This window comes from Pseudomonas quasicaspiana (genome assembly GCF_021147825.1).
GTDB lineage: Bacteria > Pseudomonadota > Gammaproteobacteria > Pseudomonadales > Pseudomonadaceae > Aquipseudomonas > Aquipseudomonas quasicaspiana.
This window is the reverse complement of sequence record NZ_JAGTPI010000023.1, coordinates 30,629-46,389: the sequence shown is the minus strand read 5'-3', so window position 1 is coordinate 46,389 and position 15,761 is coordinate 30,629. Positions and strand designations below refer to the sequence as shown.

15 protein-coding genes are annotated in these 15,761 nt (G+C 59.6%); 12 read left to right on the top strand and 3 right to left on the bottom strand.

The annotated features are described in order from the left end of the window. The first annotated feature begins 99 nt into the window (after positions 1 to 99). Positions 100 to 609: a multidrug/biocide efflux PACE transporter gene (locus KDX30_RS15190; protein WP_231676785.1), complete on the top strand. Its 510-nt coding sequence runs from the start codon at positions 100 to 102 to the stop codon at positions 607 to 609. Here the strand turns inward: KDX30_RS15190 and KDX30_RS15185 are convergent. After that, complete coding sequence (locus KDX30_RS15185; RefSeq protein WP_099267223.1) at positions 512 to 1,480, bottom strand: LysR substrate-binding domain-containing protein; 969 nt, start codon at positions 1,478 to 1,480, stop codon at positions 512 to 514. The genes KDX30_RS15190 and KDX30_RS15185 overlap by 98 nt on opposite strands. A gap of 178 nt (positions 1,481 to 1,658) precedes the next feature. Between KDX30_RS15185 and KDX30_RS15180 the strand changes: the two genes are divergently transcribed. The 10 genes from KDX30_RS15180 (at position 1,659) to KDX30_RS15135 (ending at position 12,268) form a co-directional block, all read left to right on the top strand. Beyond that, positions 1,659 to 3,179: an ABC transporter substrate-binding protein gene (locus KDX30_RS15180; RefSeq protein ID WP_231676764.1), complete on the top strand. Its 1,521-nt coding sequence runs from the start codon at positions 1,659 to 1,661 to the stop codon at positions 3,177 to 3,179. 86 nt (positions 3,180 to 3,265) lie between these two features. After that, positions 3,266 to 4,183: an ABC transporter permease gene (locus KDX30_RS15175; protein ID WP_027902510.1), complete on the top strand. Its 918-nt coding sequence runs from the start codon at positions 3,266 to 3,268 to the stop codon at positions 4,181 to 4,183. Positions 4,184 to 4,392: 209 nt separating this feature from the next. Continuing rightward, positions 4,393 to 5,298 (top strand): ABC transporter permease, encoded by a 906-nt coding sequence (locus KDX30_RS15170; RefSeq protein WP_099267225.1) that lies wholly within the window; start codon positions 4,393 to 4,395, stop codon positions 5,296 to 5,298. 16 nt (positions 5,299 to 5,314) lie between these two features. Further along, positions 5,315 to 6,331 carry an ABC transporter ATP-binding protein gene (locus KDX30_RS15165; protein ID WP_122395955.1) on the top strand — a complete coding sequence of 339 codons (1,017 nt, stop codon included), beginning with the start codon at positions 5,315 to 5,317 and terminating at the stop codon, positions 6,329 to 6,331. Beyond that, positions 6,328 to 7,317, top strand: coding sequence for an ABC transporter ATP-binding protein (locus KDX30_RS15160; protein ID WP_099267227.1), 990 nt, complete (start codon positions 6,328 to 6,330; stop codon positions 7,315 to 7,317). Before KDX30_RS15165 ends, KDX30_RS15160 begins: the two co-directional genes overlap by 4 nt. Next, positions 7,314 to 8,738 carry a M20 family metallopeptidase gene (locus KDX30_RS15155; protein WP_231676763.1) on the top strand — a complete coding sequence of 475 codons (1,425 nt, stop codon included), beginning with the start codon at positions 7,314 to 7,316 and terminating at the stop codon, positions 8,736 to 8,738. Before KDX30_RS15160 ends, KDX30_RS15155 begins: the two co-directional genes overlap by 4 nt. Then, positions 8,735 to 9,889 carry a M20 family metallopeptidase gene (locus tag KDX30_RS15150; protein ID WP_122706115.1) on the top strand — a complete coding sequence of 385 codons (1,155 nt, stop codon included), beginning with the start codon at positions 8,735 to 8,737 and terminating at the stop codon, positions 9,887 to 9,889. The genes KDX30_RS15155 and KDX30_RS15150 overlap by 4 nt, the downstream gene beginning before the upstream one ends. Positions 9,890 to 9,998: 109 nt before the next feature. Beyond that, entirely contained in the window at positions 9,999 to 10,436 is a 438-nt protein-coding gene (locus KDX30_RS15145; protein WP_231676762.1) for a carboxymuconolactone decarboxylase family protein, read from the top strand. Positions 10,437 to 10,963: 527 nt separating this feature from the next. Beyond that, entirely contained in the window at positions 10,964 to 11,212 is a 249-nt protein-coding gene (locus KDX30_RS15140) for a hypothetical protein (protein ID WP_027898370.1), read from the top strand. A 222-nt stretch (positions 11,213 to 11,434) separates the two neighbouring features. Beyond that, the gene (locus KDX30_RS15135) at positions 11,435 to 12,268 is read left to right on the top strand and encodes a PhzF family phenazine biosynthesis protein (RefSeq protein WP_231676761.1); all 834 of its coding nucleotides are present in this window, start codon (positions 11,435 to 11,437) and stop codon (positions 12,266 to 12,268) included. A 1-nt stretch (position 12,269) separates the two neighbouring features. On the opposite strand, the gene KDX30_RS15130 is transcribed toward KDX30_RS15135, so the two are convergent. Then, positions 12,270 to 13,421, bottom strand: coding sequence for an MFS transporter (locus KDX30_RS15130; RefSeq protein WP_122395961.1), 1,152 nt, complete (start codon positions 13,419 to 13,421; stop codon positions 12,270 to 12,272). 295 nt (positions 13,422 to 13,716) lie between these two features. Here KDX30_RS15130 and rarD point away from each other — a divergent pair, with 295 nt between their 5' ends. Further along, entirely contained in the window at positions 13,717 to 14,595 is an 879-nt protein-coding gene (gene rarD, locus KDX30_RS15125) for an EamA family transporter RarD (RefSeq protein WP_231676760.1), read from the top strand. On the opposite strand, the gene zapE is transcribed toward rarD, so the two are convergent. Further along, the gene (zapE, locus tag KDX30_RS15120) at positions 14,596 to 15,711 is read right to left on the bottom strand and encodes a cell division protein ZapE (protein ID WP_231676759.1); all 1,116 of its coding nucleotides are present in this window, start codon (positions 15,709 to 15,711) and stop codon (positions 14,596 to 14,598) included. It abuts the gene before it with no gap. Positions 15,712 to 15,761: the final 50 nt, after the last annotated feature.

Here is a 15,761-nt window from a genome sequence, read left to right as displayed (position 1 = left end):
CTTGCTCGCGATAAGGCTGGACGCGATAGACCTGATATCTGCGGTGACCTTATCGCGAGCAAGCTCTGCTCCCACATAAGAACGCACTCCAAGGCAGCAATGTATGCGTCAGTTGCTGGTAAACCAAAAGGCCAACCTATGCCAACCAAATCCATCAAGGAACGCGCCTTCCACGCGCTTCTTTTCGAAATCATCGGCGTCCTGCTGTTTGCGCCCCTGCTCGCCTGGGCCATGGGTCATTCGCTGGCGAAAATGGGCGCGATGACCGTCATGATCTCCACCGTGGCCATGCTCTGGAACATGCTGTTCAATGCCATGTTCGATGGCCTGCGCCGCAAATGGGGCTTCAAACTGTCATTCGGTACGCGCATGTTGCATGCGTTGGGTTTCGAGAGCGGCCTGATTCTGGTGATCGTGCCGTTAGCAGCGTGGTGGCTGTCGATCAGCCTGCTGGAAGCCTTTTTGCTGGATATCGGTCTGCTGTTGCTGTTCTTGCCGTACACCCTGATCTTCAACTGGGCATACGACGCTCTTCGGGAACGTGTAATCCAGCGCCGCCAGCCTGATCGCCAGCGGTTTTCGCCAACTCGGCGATCAGAAAATCCCTGAAGGCAGACACGGCGGCAGGCAGGTTACGACCGGCCATGCTTTGCATCTCGATTCGCCGTGCCTGCATGCCTTCGTCGAGAATCGGCAGGCATCGCAACTCTTTGCCCACCACCTGCTTGTGCAGGGTCATCTCACTGGAAAGGCTGATACCGCCCTCCTCACGCACAAAGCTGTACAGCGCGCCGATGTAATTGCTGGTCAGCACCGGCTCGAACATCAGGCCCTGCACCCCGCAGCAGATATCGAACAGTTGTCGCAAGGTCGTGTCAGGTCTGGGTAGTGCAATCGGGTAAGGCTGCAGTTCGGCAAGACTGACAGCGTCGCGTTCGGCCAGGGGATGGGAGTTGGCAACTACCGCAAAAATCGCCCCGCTCATCACGTGCTCGACGCAGATTTCCTTTTGCGGCGTCAGGCTGAACGTCAGCGCCAGATCAGCCTCGCCGGAACGCACTTTCTCTGTGGCTTCAGCCGGTGCGCACACCTCCAGCGTGAAGTGAATGCCCTGATACTCGCGCCGAAATGCAGCGATGCTGTGGGGCATGTAATCCAGCGCAAAGCCTTCCGAACAGGCGATGTGTACGTGCCCGCGTTGCAGGCCGTGCAGTTCGGTAATCTCCAACACCACCTGCTCGGCTTCCAGTTGCGATTTGCGCGCATACGCCGCGAGTCGCGTGCCTGCCTCACTGAGCACCATGCCTCGGGCGCGGCGCTCGAACAGCGTAGCGTCCAGAGCAAGTTCAAGCTTGGTGATCTGCCGACTCACCGCAGAGGCTGCGACGTTCAGGCGCATGGACGCTTCGCTGATGGAACCGCAACGCGCCACTTCAAGGAAATAGCGCAGGGCTGTGGATTGCACGCCATACAACTGCATCAGTACCTCCATGTATTGCCTTTTCGGCAAAGCAAGTATCGAAAGATTGTGCTTGTGGCATTGGTAAACCATCGCCTACATTCGTGTCCACACCAAAAAGAACATTGCCTGATTTCCTTTCCGCATTTGCGAACAGCTGCCCTTTGATTCAACCACTCTCGCCAACGGAGACGACGGCATGGGCATCAAAGGTTTCGCTTTCAGTATTGCGCTGCTGGGCTCCATCAGCAGCTTCCCGGCCCACGCCGGTAAAGCCAACGACACACTGGTTTACGCTTCCGACAGCGAACCTGAAAACATCAGCCCTTATCACAACGACCTGCGCGAAGGCGTGATTCTCGGCCGGCTGATCTGGGACAACCTGGTGTACCGCGATCCCAAAAGCGGCGAATACAAACCCATGCTGGCCACCAGCTGGAAACAGGTCGATGACACCACCATCGATTTCGAACTGCGCAAAGGCGTCAAATTTCACAACGGTGACGCGTTCACCGCCGACGACGTGGTGTTCACCCTCAACTACGTCGTGTCGCCCGAAGCCAAAGTCGTTACTGTGCAAAACGTCGACTGGATCAAGAGCGCCGAAAAAACCGGTGATTACAGCGTCCGTCTTCACCTGAAAAAACCTTTCCCGCCCGCCCTCGAATACCTGTCCAACGCCGTCCCGATGTTTCCGAAAAACTATTTCGAGAAAGTCGGCATGGCTGAATTCAGCCGTAAACCGATTGGCACCGGTCCTTATAAAGCCGTATCCGTGGTGGCCGGTGAAGGCGTAACCATGGACATCAACAAGGACTACTTCAAAGACAGCCCCCAGGGCCTGCCGCACATCGGCCACATCAAATTCCGGGTGATCCCGGACGCCGAAACTCGTCTGGCGGAGCTGATGACCGGCGGTGTCGACTGGGTGTGGCGCGTGGCACCGGATCAGTCGGAGAACCTCAAAGGCATGCCGAACCTGACCGTGACCAGCGGCGAGACCATGCGTATCGGTTTCCTGATTCTCGATGCTCGCGGCACTTCCAGCGAAAACTCGCCGATGAAGAACCTCAAGGTGCGTCAGGCAATCAACCACGCCATCAACCGTGACGGGCTGGCTTCGCAACTGGTGGGCGGTGAAGCCAAACCGTTGCAGGTGGCGTGCTACCCAGGGCAATTCGGTTGCGATACCACGGCGGCGACGGTCTACAACTATGACCCGGCCAAAGCCAAGGCGCTGCTTGCTGAAGCCGGTTACCCGAACGGTTTCGAGACAGAGATCTTCGCCTACCGCGACCGTGATTACGTTGAAGCCATCATCGGTAACCTGCGCGCTGTGGGCATCAACGCCAAGCTGCGCTACCTGAAGTACGCTGCCCTGCGCGATCAGCAACGTGGCGGCAAAGTACCGATGTCGTTCCAGGCCTGGGGTTCGTTCTCGATCCTCGACACCTCGGCCTCGGCCGGTACCTGGTTCAAGGGCAACCCGGACGACAACATCAAGGACCCGCAAGTCCAGGGCTGGCTGCAAACCGCCGACAACGCCCTCGACCCGCAAGTGCGCAAGGACAACTACCGCAAGGCGTTGCAGCGCATCAGCGAACAGGCCTACTGGGCGCCGCTGTTCAACTACTCGATGAACTACGCCTACACCTCGGAACTTGAGTTCACGCCGTACCCGGACGAGTTGCCGCGCTTCGTGCTGTCCAGCTGGAAATAACCCGCAACCATCGTTGCCGTGGCGCTACGTGATCGCGCCACGGCATACCTCCACTTTTTCAGCCAATGGATACGAGGAAACTTGCCATGCTTGGGTTCCTTCTGCGTCGTCTGGGCATCGCCGTGTGCGTTGCGATTACCGTGTCGATCATCAGTTTTTCTCTTCTGCACCTGTCCGGTGACCTGGCCACTGCCATTGGTGGGCCGGAAGCCAGCAGCGAACAAATCGAGCAGATCCGCGTGCAGTACGGTTTGGACAAGCCTTTGCCAACCCAGTACTTCAACTGGCTGGGCGACTTGCTGCGGCTTGATCTGGGCGATTCTTTTTTCTTTCAGGAATCGGTCTACAACCTGATCGCCAGCCGTTTGCCGATCACCTTGAGTCTGGGTGCCATGGCGCTGGGCATTGCGTTGGTGGTGGCCATTCCGCTGGGTGTTCTGGCTGCGGTCAAACGTGACACCTGGATTGACCGTCTGGCGTTGAGCATCGCCGTACTCGGTCAGGCCATGCCGAGTTTCTGGTTTGCGCTGATGCTGATCGTGGTGTTCGCCGTCACCCTGAAATGGCTACCGGTGTCAGGCAACTCGACGTTCCTGCACTTCGTGATGCCGGCCATTGCGCTGGGTTACTACGCAACGCCGGCCATCATGCGCCTGACCCGGGCGGGCATGCTGGATGTGCTCAATTCCGACTACATCCGCACCGCCCGCGCCAAAGGCTTGCGCCCGGCACGGGTGCTATTCAAGCACGCGTTGCGCAATGCGCTGATTCCGGTGGTGGCGCTGGCCGCTGTGGAGTTCGGCTTCATGCTCGGCGGCTCGGTGGTGATTGAAACCGTGTTCTCCCTGCAAGGCGTCGGGCAACTCGCCTGGGACGCCATCGCCCGCGACGACTTCCCCGTGGTGCAAGCCGTGGTCCTGCTGATCGCAGTGATCTACATCATCCTCACCCTGCTGGCCGACGTGCTCAACGCACTGCTCGACCCGCGAATTCGTGTGCGCTAAGGAGGCTTTGCCATGTTCTTGACGACACGCCATTCAAATCCTGACGACCCAATGCTCATGTCGAACACAAAACCTGTGGGAGCGGTGCTTGCCCGCGATAAGGCTGGACGCGATAGGCCTGATATCTACGGTGCTCTTATCGCGGGCAAGCACCGCTCCCACAGGGGATCTCCATTCCTGCCGAATTCCCGCGCTGCCCGGAGGCTCCCATGAGCACACCTGCCGCCCCTCTCGCCATCAACGACTACCTGCCGCCCCCCAGCAGTCTCAGCCGGGTACTGGGCAAAAGCTTTCGCCATCGCGGTTTTGCGATTGGCATGGTGTTGCTGATGATCATCTTCATCGGCGCGCTGTTCGCGCCATGGCTGGCGCCTTACGACCCTTACGTCCAGGACGTGATGCTGCGCATGAAACCGCCAGTCTGGATGGCCAATGGCACATGGGAATACCCGCTGGGTACCGACAAACTGGGCCGTGATTACTTGTCGCGCCTCCTCTACGGCGCGCGTATCTCGCTGTTCATCGGCGTCGCCGCCGCACTGATCTCCGGCTTTATCGGCACGGTCATGGGCCTGCTGGCCGGTTACTACGGCGGCAAGGTCGACGCCTTCATCAGCTATCTGATTACCACCCGTCTGGCGATGCCGGTGGTAATGGTTGCACTGGCTTCGGCTTCACTGATGGGCGGTTCGCTGAAAGTCGTGATCGTACTGCTCGGCTGCCTGTTGTGGGATCGATTTGCAGTCGTCGTCAGGGCGTCGGTGCAGCAGATTCGCGATGCTGAATACGTTGCGTCGGCCCAGGCACTGGGCTGCTCGACCCTGCGCATTCTGGCCAGTGAAATCCTGCCCAATCTGGTCGGCGCGCTGATCGTGGTCGCCACCCTGGAAATGGCCCACGCGATCCTGCTGGAGTCAGCGCTGTCGTTCCTCGGTGTCGGCGTGCAACCGCCCACCCCGTCGTGGGGGCTGATGATCGCCGAAGGCAAACCCTACATGTTCTTTTCCCCGTGGGTCATCGCCATTCCCGGCGTCGCCCTGATGATTCTGGTGCTGGGCATCAACCTGGTCGGCGACGGCTTGCGCGACCTGATCCTGCCCGACGGCCGCAACTGATAGAGGAGCCACGAACATGGCACTACTCCACGTTGAAAACCTGCGCGTCGACATCCCCATGGGCAACAGCCCGACGCCGGATGACATGCTGCACGCCGTGCGCGGCCTGGACTTTGAAGTCGAGCGCGGCGAGATGCTGTGCATCGTCGGCGAGTCCGGTTGTGGCAAATCCCTGACGTCGCTGGCGCTGATGGACCTGCTGCCACGCAAGGCCAAACGCACCGCAACCCGCCTGACCCTGGACGGCATCGACATGCTCACCCAGAGCGAGCGGCGCATGTGCGACCTGCGCGGCAACCGGCTGGCGATGATCTTTCAGGAGCCCATGACCTCGCTGAACCCGGCCTACAGCATTGGCGATCAGCTCAGCGAGGTGCTGACCCAGCACCGCAAAGTGTCACGTAAAGACGCCCTGGCCCGCGCTGCGCAAATGCTGGAAAAAGTCGGCATCAGTAACGCCACTGAACGCCTCGGTCAGTACCCGCACCAGCTTTCCGGTGGTTTGCGCCAGCGGGTGATCATCGCCATGGCCTTGATGTGCGAACCGGACCTGATCATCGCCGACGAACCGACGACGGCGCTGGACGTGACGATTCAGGCGCAAATCCTGCGCTTGATCCGCGACATCCAAAAAGAATTCGGTCTGGCGGTGATTTTCATCACCCACGACCTGGGTCTGGTGGCGCGGATCGCCGACCGTGTCGCGGTGATGTACGCCGGGGAAATCGTCGAAACCGCTCCTGCCCTGCAACTCTTCGAAAACCCGCAGCATCCTTACACCAAGGGCTTGCTGGCGAGTATCCCGATCCCCGGCAAGACCAAACCCGGTGAAGCGCTGGGTTCGATCCCTGGCCTGGTGCCCAGTCTGGTCGGTGAACAACAAGGCTGTGCGTTCCGTAACCGTTGCGGTCAGGCCATTGATGCCTGCGCGCAGAACATTCCCGAAATAATGCGCGACGGCCACATGGCTCGCTGTCTGTTTGCAGCGCCGGGTCCGGAGCCGATTCGGCAGATGGAGAGTGTACGGTCATGAAAAAGGACATCGCTCTTGAGCTGTGCGACATCCGTCGCGAGTTCCGCATGAACAAAGGCTTCTTCAAAGCACCGGCCACCCTCAAGGCTGTCGACGGCGTATCGCTGCGGCTTATGCGCGGTGAAACCCTCGGGCTGGTGGGCGAATCCGGGTGCGGTAAAAGCACCCTGGCGAAGATGCTACTCGGCCTGCTGCCGCCCACCAGTGGTGATGTACTGGTCAATGGCAAACATCTGGCCGCCACCGATCGCAAGGAAATGTCCCGGCATATCCAGCCGATTTTCCAGGACCCGTATTCGTCGCTGAACCCGCGCAAAACACTGCGAGAAATCGTCACCCTGCCGCTGATCGTTCACGGCATCGGCACCACTGCCGAGCGCCGCAAAAAAACTGAAGAGATGCTCGACGTAGTGGGCCTGCCCAAGCGCGTCATCGACAGCTACCCGAGCCAGCTGTCCGGTGGCCAACGTCAGCGGGTGGCGATTGCCCGGGCCTTGATCATGCGTCCGGACGTGCTGATCTGCGACGAACCCACTTCCGCGCTGGACGTTTCAGTGCAGGCGCAGATCCTCAACCTGCTGCAGGATCTCAAGCGCGAATTCGGCCTGACCTACCTGCTGATCAGCCACAACCTGGCGGTGATCGAACACTTGGCTGATCGCGTGGCGGTGATGTATCTGGGGCGTATCGTCGAAGAACGCACCCGTGAGTCCTTGTTCGCTGAACCCGGCCACCCTTACACCCGTGCTCTGCTGGATTCGGTGCTCACGCCCGATGCGCGTTTGGGCATACCCGACATCGGCCTGCACGGTACTTTCCCCAACCCGATGTCGCCGCCGTCCGGTTGCGCGTTTCACCCGCGCTGCCCCAGCTGTTTCGCACCCTGCAAGACGGCCTACCCGGCCAATGATTCGATCATCGGCGGCAAAGTGCGCTGCCACCTCCACGACAGTCCTGCCCAAACTTTGGAGCTCGTCCACTCATGAGTCGTTCACAGGCCATCAGCTACACCACCGAGCAGTTCGACAACGGCGCATTCCTGTCCCTGCTCGAACGCAGCGTCGCTCTGCACACTGAAAGCCAGATCCCGGATCAGCTGCCAGAGCTCTATCGCTACCTCAAGGAATTCATCACGCCCCACGTCGAAGCACTGGGCTTCAGTGTGCAGATCTACGACAACCCGCTGCCCAAGCGCGGCCCGCTGTTGATCGCCACTCGCTTTGAAGACCCGGCATTGCCGACGGTGCTCAGCTATGGCCACGGCGATGTGGTCAACGGCTACGACGCGCAATGGCGTGAAGGCCTGTCGCCGTGGAAGGTCAAGGTCGATGGCGAACGCTGGTACGGTCGCGGTACCGCCGACAACAAGGGTCAGCACCTGATAAACCTGACGGCTCTGGAGCAGACACTCAAGGCACGCGACGGCAAGCTGGGTTTCAACGTCAAACTGCTGCTGGAAATGGGCGAAGAAGATGGCTCGCCGGGTTTGCGTGCGTTCTGCGAAGCGCATCCTGAAGAACTCAAGGCGGACGTTTTCATCGCCTCCGACGGCCCGCGTCTGGCGGCTTCGCGCCCGACGATCTTTCTCGGTTCCAGGGGCGTGTTCAACTTCGAACTGAGCGTCAACCTGCGTGAAGGCGCACACCATTCCGGCAACTGGGGTGGCCTGCTGTCCAACCCCGGCATCATCCTGGCCAACGCCATTGCCAGCATGGTCGATCAACAGGGCCGGGTGAAAATCCCTGCGTTGATGCCCAAGGAAGTGCCCGAAGCCGTGCGCCTGGCGCTGGCGGATATTGAAGTCGGTGGCGGTCCCGGCGACCCGGAAATCGACCCGAACTGGGGCAACCCCGAGTTGACCCTGAGCGAAAAAGTCTTTGGCTGGAACACCCTCGACGTCATCGCCTTCAAGACCGGCAACCCCGATGCGCCGGTGCATGCGATCCCCGGTAGAGCTAACGCCCACTGCCACATCCGCTTTGTGGTGGACAGCGACTACAACACCTTCATCCCGGCGGTGCGCACGCACCTGGATGCCCACGGTTTCACTCAGGTGGAAGTCAAACAAGGCCGCATCGACATGATGAACGCCACCCGTCTTGACCCGCAAAGCCCGTGGGTTGGCTGGGCGCTGAACTCTCTGGCTGAAACCACCGGAAAAAAACCGGCCCTGCTGCCTAACCTTGGCGGCTCGCTGCCTAACGATGTGTTCGCTGACGTGCTCGGCTTGCCAACGCTCTGGGTGCCGCATTCGTACCCCGCCTGCTCGCAACATGCGCCCAATGAACATTTGCTCGCCCCCGTGGTGAAAGAGAGCCTGCAAATCATGGCCGGGCTTTTCTGGGATCTCGGCAACGACGCTTCGCGATTGACGCAGGAGCATCAACAGCGGGAGCAAGCCAAATGAGCGACGCTCGACAACAGGCGCTGGACTGGCTCGCGGGCCAGGGCGAGGCGATGGAGTCATTGCTGCAACGCATCGTCGACACAGATTCCAACAGCTATGACAAGGCGGGTGTCGATGCCGTGGGCGCACTACTGGCGGCCGAACTGGAAGCAGACGGCATCCTGCTCGAACGCATGCCGGTGGAGGGCTTTGGCGATGTGATGCTCGCTGAAGTCTCCGGCGCAGCGGGCAAGCCGGTCTTACTGCTGGGCCATCGCGACACGGTCTTTCCCAAAGGCACCACCACAACCCGGGGTTACAGCCGGGACGCCACCCTTGCTTACGGGCCCGGTGTGGCTGACATGAAAGGCGGTCTGGTCCTCAACTGCTTTGCGCTAAAGGCGCTGAAGCGCGCCGGGCAACTGCCCTACCCGGTTCAAGTGTTGTATACCGGCGACGAAGAGATCGGCTCCGGTAGTGCTCGCGGCCATATCGAAACCGCTGCGCGTGCAGCTCGCGCTGTGCTCAACACTGAACCCGGCCGAGCCAGCGGTAACGTAGTCAGCGCTCGTAAAGGCGGCGCTACGTTAATCATTGAAGTCAGCGGCCGCGCGGCGCATTCGGGGGTCAACCATGCCGACGGCGCCAGCGCCATCGAGGCCCTTGCGCGCAAAATCGTCAAGCTACACGCGTTGACCGACTATCCAGCGGGCATCACCACCAACGTCGGGCTGATGTCTGGCGGCACATCGAGCAATACCGTCGCGCCCAGTGCCACGGCGAAGCTGGATGTACGCTTTATCGAGCTCAAACACTGGGATCAAATATTCGAAGCGATTCAGAAGATCGTCGCCGAAGAAGAATTGCCCGGCACCAGCGCTGTGCTAAAAGAGGCTACGACTTTCCTGCCCATGGAAGCGCAGCACAGCACCCGCTTGCTGGCGCTGTATCAGCAGCAAGCGCAAACACTGGGCTTCAGCGTCGAAGGCGAATTCACCGGTGGTTGTGCCGATTCAGGCTTCACCGCCAGCCTCGGCATTCCCACGCTGTGCGGCCTCGGCCCGGTGGGCGGCAAGGTGCATACCGATCGCGAATACCTGGAACTGGACACCCTGGTGCCCCGCGCACAGGCATTAGTGGCGACCATTCTGGCTGTCGGTGAAGCTTACTGAGGTAATTGGTCTCTTCGAAACGCCGGAGATTGGCTATCCACACCGCCAGTCCCCGGCGTTAAGGTTGGCGCCATCGCCCGATGGGCATTCAACCTAAGAGAAGGCCAGCATGAACGAACGCATCCAATGGGCCACCGTCGCCCCTGAAGCCTACCGCGCCATGGCCGCCCTTGAGGCCACCGTCTGCAAATCCGGGCTGGAAAACTCACTGTTGGAACTGGTCCGGTTGCGCGCCTCGCAAATCAATGGCTGCGCCTTCTGCATCAACAAGCACGCCAACGACGCCCGCCGCGCCGGGGAAAAAGAATCGCGCCTGCAAACCGTCAGCGTCTGGCGCGAAACCGCCTTTTTCACCCCTCGGGAAAAAGCCGCACTGGCCTGGGTCGAAGCCATGACCCTGCTGCCCAATCAGCAAGCGTCGCAGGAGCAATACCTTGCCTTGCAGGAGCACTTCACCGAAAGCGAAGTGGTCAACCTCACCCTCGCGATTGCCACCATCAATGCCTGGAACCGCTTTGGTGTCGGGTTCGCGATGGTGCCTGCGTAAAGCTCAAGCTGAATGCTGCTTCTTCCGGGTGAGATTCTATGGCTGCCCGCTAGTTAACGTGGGACCGGCTAAAGCCGGTCCACAGGTCAATCATGAACTTGAGATCAAGGCAAATCTGTGGGAGCCGGGCTTGCCCGCGATAAGGGCGCACCACGGCATCTGACATAGCGCGGTGTCAGCATCGTCGGAATGCTGCCCAGACCAAGCCCGGCTCCCACAGGGACAGCATTTCCAATCAAAGACATCACCCCGCCATCGGTTGCACCCAACAGCCCTCCCCCCTATGATTCGCCCCGTCGCTGCACATCAGCGACCGGATTTGGCGATCCGGACTACATATACGCAACAGCTCCAATGCTTGGTTGTCTTCACCTGTGTGGGCAATAGTTATGGCGGCTGTGCGTGGGAGACCTCCGGGTCTGCCGGGTATATGTGACCGGTTCGCCAACCTGCGTACAGCTGCCACCTGATTTCGTTTGGCGACGAAACCGGGGGCAGGCTTTAAATCACATAGATGGAATAACCGAATGACTCAATACACCCCGCTTTCCCAATCCCCCAACACCGTTCTGTTCATCAACCCCGACGCCCCACTGCCCGACCTGCACCACTTCGCCGTGCAACGCCTGCGCGCGGTGAAAGAGTTGATGAGCAGCCTCAGCGACGCCAAAGAGCCCGACACTGCCAGCCTTGCCAGTGCTGCTTGCCTGTTGCTGCAAGACAGTTGCGATGTGCTTGAGGTAATGGAAGTCAGGCTGGACAAGCTCAAAGCCTGATTCAACACAATTCCTGTAGGAGCTGCCGAAGGCTGCGAAGCGGTGTGTCATATAAAACGCACTTGCAGCCTTCGGCAGCTCCTACAAGGATTGTGCGCTGTTCATCCATCGATCAAATTTGCAGATGCTTCACATAAGGACTATTGGTTGGAGTACTCATCCGGCTTTGATGAAACTCGCCGTCGCTCTCATTACAGGCTCTCACTACAGGCTCTTACCAACATGACCGACAACGTTATTAAACTGGCTGCATTCAGCGATGGCGACCAAGGCGGCAACCCCGCAGGCGTGTGGCTCGGAGACTTTTTGCCGGATGAGGCGACGATGCAGCGCATCGCGGCCGAAGTAGGTTTTTCCGAAACCGTGTTTGCTGCGCCCATCGCCGAAGGATTTCGGGTGCGGTATTTCTCGCCTGAAGCCGAGGTGCCGTTCTGCGGTCACGCGACGATTGCCCTCGGTGCTGCGTTGGCAGGTCACTATGGCGACGGTGTTTTTAACCTGACGCTGAACCAGGCGCAGATCAGCGTCGAAGGTCATGCTCAGGGCGATTTGATTTCAGCGGCCCTGCAATCACCGCCCACTCACAGCGGGCCCATAGATGAGGCCTTGCTTCATGAAGCGCTGGAGTTGTTCGGCTATGCCCAACACGATCTGGACGCGCGTATTCCACCGGCATTGATCAACGGCGGCGCGCAGCATCTGGTGCTGGTGTTGAACAGTCGGGAAAAACTTCGCGCCATGGAATATGACCAACAGGCCGGGCATGAGCTGATGACCCGTGCCGGATGGGTCACGATATTGCTGGCGTATGCGGAAAATCTGCAGCTGTTCCACACACGCAATCCGTTCGCCTGGGGCGGCGTGTACGAAGACCCCGCCACTGGCGCTGCAACGGCCGCATTCGCCGGTTACCTGCGCGATCTTGAATGGCCTCACGGTGGGCACATCGACATTGTGCAGGGCGAGGACATGGGCAGTCGCTCGCGGATTCGCGCTGAGATTACTGATCTGAAAGGCAGTTCGATCCGGGTTTCCGGCATGGCCCGCAAACTTTAAGTCAGACCTTGAGCCGTGAGCCGCCAATCGCCACGCCGACCAGCATCACGGCGACAACCATGAACGCCACTTCCAGGCTGCTGGCGTGGGCGATGAAGCCAATCGCTGCCGGGCCGATCAGAATCCCGGCATAACCCAACGTGGTCAACGCCGGAACGGCGACGTTCTCGGGCATGCTCTTTTGTCGACCCAACGCGCTGTAACAGACCGGAACGATATTCGAGCAGCCCGCCCCCACCAATGCGTAGCCGAGCAGTGCCGCTTGCCATGACGGTACGAGGGTAGCCAATGCCAACCCGGCCGCCGCACACAAGCCGCCAAGAATCACTATTTGCCGTGGGCCGACACGTCGCACTACCGCATCACCGAACAATCGGCCTGCGGTCATGGTCAAGGCAAACACAGCGTAACCCAGCCCCGCATAAGAAGTTTCAACTCCGCGCAGCTCGCTGAGGAACACCGCGCTCCAGTCCAGCATCGCCCCTTCAGATAGAAAGACCGTGAAGCACAGCAGGCCGAGGAACAACACCACGCCTCTCGGGATGGCAAACGGCGGGCCATCGGTTTCGCTGCCGTAATCAAGGAAATGCGGTGCGGCCTTGAGCAACGCGATCAGTAAAACTGCTACGACGACAAACATCGAGACCAAAGGCGACGCGCCCACGCTCAATAACCCTGCAACACCCGCAGCCCCGGCGATGCCGCCCAGGCTGAACAGGCCGTGAAAGCCGGACATCATGGTTTTGCCGCTGGCACGTTCGACGATGATCGCCTGAATATTCACGGCACAATCCAATGCGCCCATCGACGCGCCAAAAATGAACAGCACAGCAATCAGCGACGGCAAATGCGAAACCGTGGCCAGCAATGGCAGACACAGGCAAATGATCGCCGAGGAAATCAACAGCACCCGACGACAGCCAATCCGCGCAGCCAGTGCACCGGCAAGGGGCATCGCGACAATCGAGCCGACACCCAGACAAAGCAGCAACAGCCCCAGGGTGCCTTCATCGAGCCCAACCCGGGCCTTGGCATACGGCACCAATGGCGCCCAGGCTGCAATGGCAAAACCGGCAATGAAAAAGGCTACACGGGTGGAGAATTGTTCCTTTCGTCCCGGCACAACCGGCGCCGGGGTGCTGATGGAAGTCATGCAGGCTCCTTGAAAACGGCGGACCAAAAGGTCCGGTAACCGGCGCAGCCTAGCAGATGCTGTCAGTTTTTTTGCAGGAGATCGCCCTGTCGTGCAGCAAACACTGGACCTGTAGGAGCTCACCGAGGTTAGGAGGCCAGCGATACGGTTTGTTTGACACACCGCCATCGCTGGCTCGTAACCTCGGTGAGCTCCTACAGGATTTGGGTCAACTCATAAATTCGCAAAGCAGCTAAACTACGCACCATTTTGAACCGGGCCGCCCTGCAACTGCCCACAACGTAAAGAGGCTGCTGTGTATAAAGGTGTGGTGCTGTCGGTTCTGGCTTCGGTGCTGTTTGGGGTCATGTATTTCTATACATCGCTGCTCAAACCACTGGGCGGGGAAGAGATCTTCGGCTGGCGGATGCTGCTGACGGTGCCCTGCGTAACAGTCTTTCTGCTGTTCAGTGGCGATTGGCATCTGGTCAAAAAAATCGCCGGGCGTATCCGCCAGCAACCGACACTGCTGATCGGCATCGCCCTGTGTTCGTTATTGCTGGGCGCGCAATTACTGGTGTTCATGTGGGCCCCCCTGCATGGCCGAAGCCTTCAGGTTTCCATGGGGTATTTCCTGCTGCCGCTGACGATGGTTGTCACCGGGCGTATCGTCTATGGCGAGCGGTTGTCGCGGTTGCAAAAGATCGCGGCCTTCTGCGCCATGGTCGGTGTCGCCAACGAGTTGCTCAATCGCGGCAGTTTCGCCTGGGAGACCCTGCTGGTCGCGGTAGGTTACCCGCTGTACTTCGTACTCCGGCGCAAACTGGCTACCGATAATCTTGGCGGCTTGTGGTTCGACATGGCATTCATGTTGCCGATCAGCGTCTGGTTCATCGTCAACGGCGATGCGTCCGTGGTTGAGCAATTCCCGATGCTGTATCTGCTGATTCCAGTGCTGGGTCTGATCAGCGCCTCGGCACTGGTCAGCTACATCGTTGCCAGCCGTCTGCTGCCGTTCAGCCTGTTTGGCCTGCTCAGCTACGTCGAGCCGGTATTACTGGTGGGCGTCGCATTGCTGTTGGGCGAGAGCATCGGCCGCGACGAGTGGATGACCTACCTGCCGATCTGGCTGGCGGTGCTGGTGCTGATTTTCGAAGGCTGCAAACACGTGCTGGTACAGCGACGCCGAACCTGATTACTGAATGAAGCGTTCCAGTTGCATTTCCTGCAAGCGGCTCAAGGTGCGGCGGAAGGCAAACGACAGATAGCCCTGGGTGTACAGCTCATGCATGGGCACCGCGGCATCGACATATAAAGGCACGCGACGGTCGTAGCATTCGTCCACCAGCGCAATGAAGCGCCGAACACCGTCGTCGTGGGGCGACAGCTGCGGCAGTTCACGATCTCCAGCCACTACCTGCTCGACTGCGTCCTCAGTGCCACGGGCGATTTTGGCTTCGCGCTGTGGCGCACTCAGGGCCGGAACTTCGCTGAGCAATATCGTCGAGAACTGGTCGCACAGCTCAATGAAATCCATGGCGGCCAACGGTTGTTCGCACAAATCAACGTAGCGGCACCACAACACGGAATCGCTGTGCTTGATGCTGGTGATGTTGCGATGTCCCACGGACACCGCGCCACTGGAGACTGCCTCATCACCCTTGAGCGTCTCGAATACAGCAGCCAGCGCACTGTTCTGCCCCGGCTCGGTAACGAAATAACGCTGATGCAGCAACCCTGGATGCAAGCGGTGATCTTCGCCGCCATCCACCGTGACAACCTCCATGTAACGCTGAATGGCTGCGATGGCAGGCAGAAATCGCTCACGGTTATGACCATGGCTGTACAACTGCTCGGGCGGCTGGTTGGAGGTGCAGACCAGCACGACGCCTGCTTCGAACATCGCTTGCAGCAGACCGCCAAGGATGACCGCGTCGCCAATATCCGTGACGAACAGCTCGTCAAAACACATCACCCGCACATCACGCCCCAGCTCTTGCGCCACGACTTTGAGGGGGTTGGAGGTACCGATCAGTTCGAACATGCGCTTGTGCACCCAGCGCATGAAGTGATGAAAATGCTGACGCCGTGCCGGAACGCTCAGGCTCTCGAAAAAGCGATCCATCAACCAGGTTTTGCCCCGCCCCACCGGGCCCCACAGGTACACGCCCTGCGCCGATTTCGGGTTGTCATTCAGCGCCTGAAAACAGGCCTGCAGCTGTTGAACGGCATGCAACTGCGCGGCGTCCGGCTGAAAACCCAACTGCTCAACGGCCCGCTCGTAGGCCTGCAACGGTGAAACGGCATTCATGGGTAGCGCATCGCTCGGTTGAGTGAGGGGGTGCAAGCATATATGAGCAA

Coding starts and splice junctions, on each gene's coding strand:
- KDX30_RS15155 (WP_231676763.1), top strand. CDS start 7,314: ATGAGTCGTTCACAGGCCATCAGCTACACCACCGAGCAGTTCGACAAC.
- KDX30_RS15170 (WP_099267225.1), top strand. CDS start 4,393: ATGAGCACACCTGCCGCCCCTCTCGCCATCAACGACTACCTGCCGCCC.
- KDX30_RS15180 (WP_231676764.1), top strand. CDS start 1,659: ATGGGCATCAAAGGTTTCGCTTTCAGTATTGCGCTGCTGGGCTCCATC.
- KDX30_RS15160 (WP_099267227.1), top strand. CDS start 6,328: ATGAAAAAGGACATCGCTCTTGAGCTGTGCGACATCCGTCGCGAGTTC.
- KDX30_RS15150 (WP_122706115.1), top strand. CDS start 8,735: ATGAGCGACGCTCGACAACAGGCGCTGGACTGGCTCGCGGGCCAGGGC.
- KDX30_RS15190 (WP_231676785.1), top strand. CDS start 100: ATGTATGCGTCAGTTGCTGGTAAACCAAAAGGCCAACCTATGCCAACC.
- KDX30_RS15130 (WP_122395961.1), bottom strand. CDS start 13,421: ATGACTTCCATCAGCACCCCGGCGCCGGTTGTGCCGGGACGAAAGGAA.
- KDX30_RS15145 (WP_231676762.1), top strand. CDS start 9,999: ATGAACGAACGCATCCAATGGGCCACCGTCGCCCCTGAAGCCTACCGC.
- KDX30_RS15185 (WP_099267223.1), bottom strand. CDS start 1,480: ATGCAGTTGTATGGCGTGCAATCCACAGCCCTGCGCTATTTCCTTGAA.
- KDX30_RS15140 (WP_027898370.1), top strand. CDS start 10,964: ATGACTCAATACACCCCGCTTTCCCAATCCCCCAACACCGTTCTGTTC.
- zapE (WP_231676759.1), bottom strand. CDS start 15,711: ATGAATGCCGTTTCACCGTTGCAGGCCTACGAGCGGGCCGTTGAGCAG.
- KDX30_RS15135 (WP_231676761.1), top strand. CDS start 11,435: ATGACCGACAACGTTATTAAACTGGCTGCATTCAGCGATGGCGACCAA.
- KDX30_RS15175 (WP_027902510.1), top strand. CDS start 3,266: ATGCTTGGGTTCCTTCTGCGTCGTCTGGGCATCGCCGTGTGCGTTGCG.
- KDX30_RS15165 (WP_122395955.1), top strand. CDS start 5,315: ATGGCACTACTCCACGTTGAAAACCTGCGCGTCGACATCCCCATGGGC.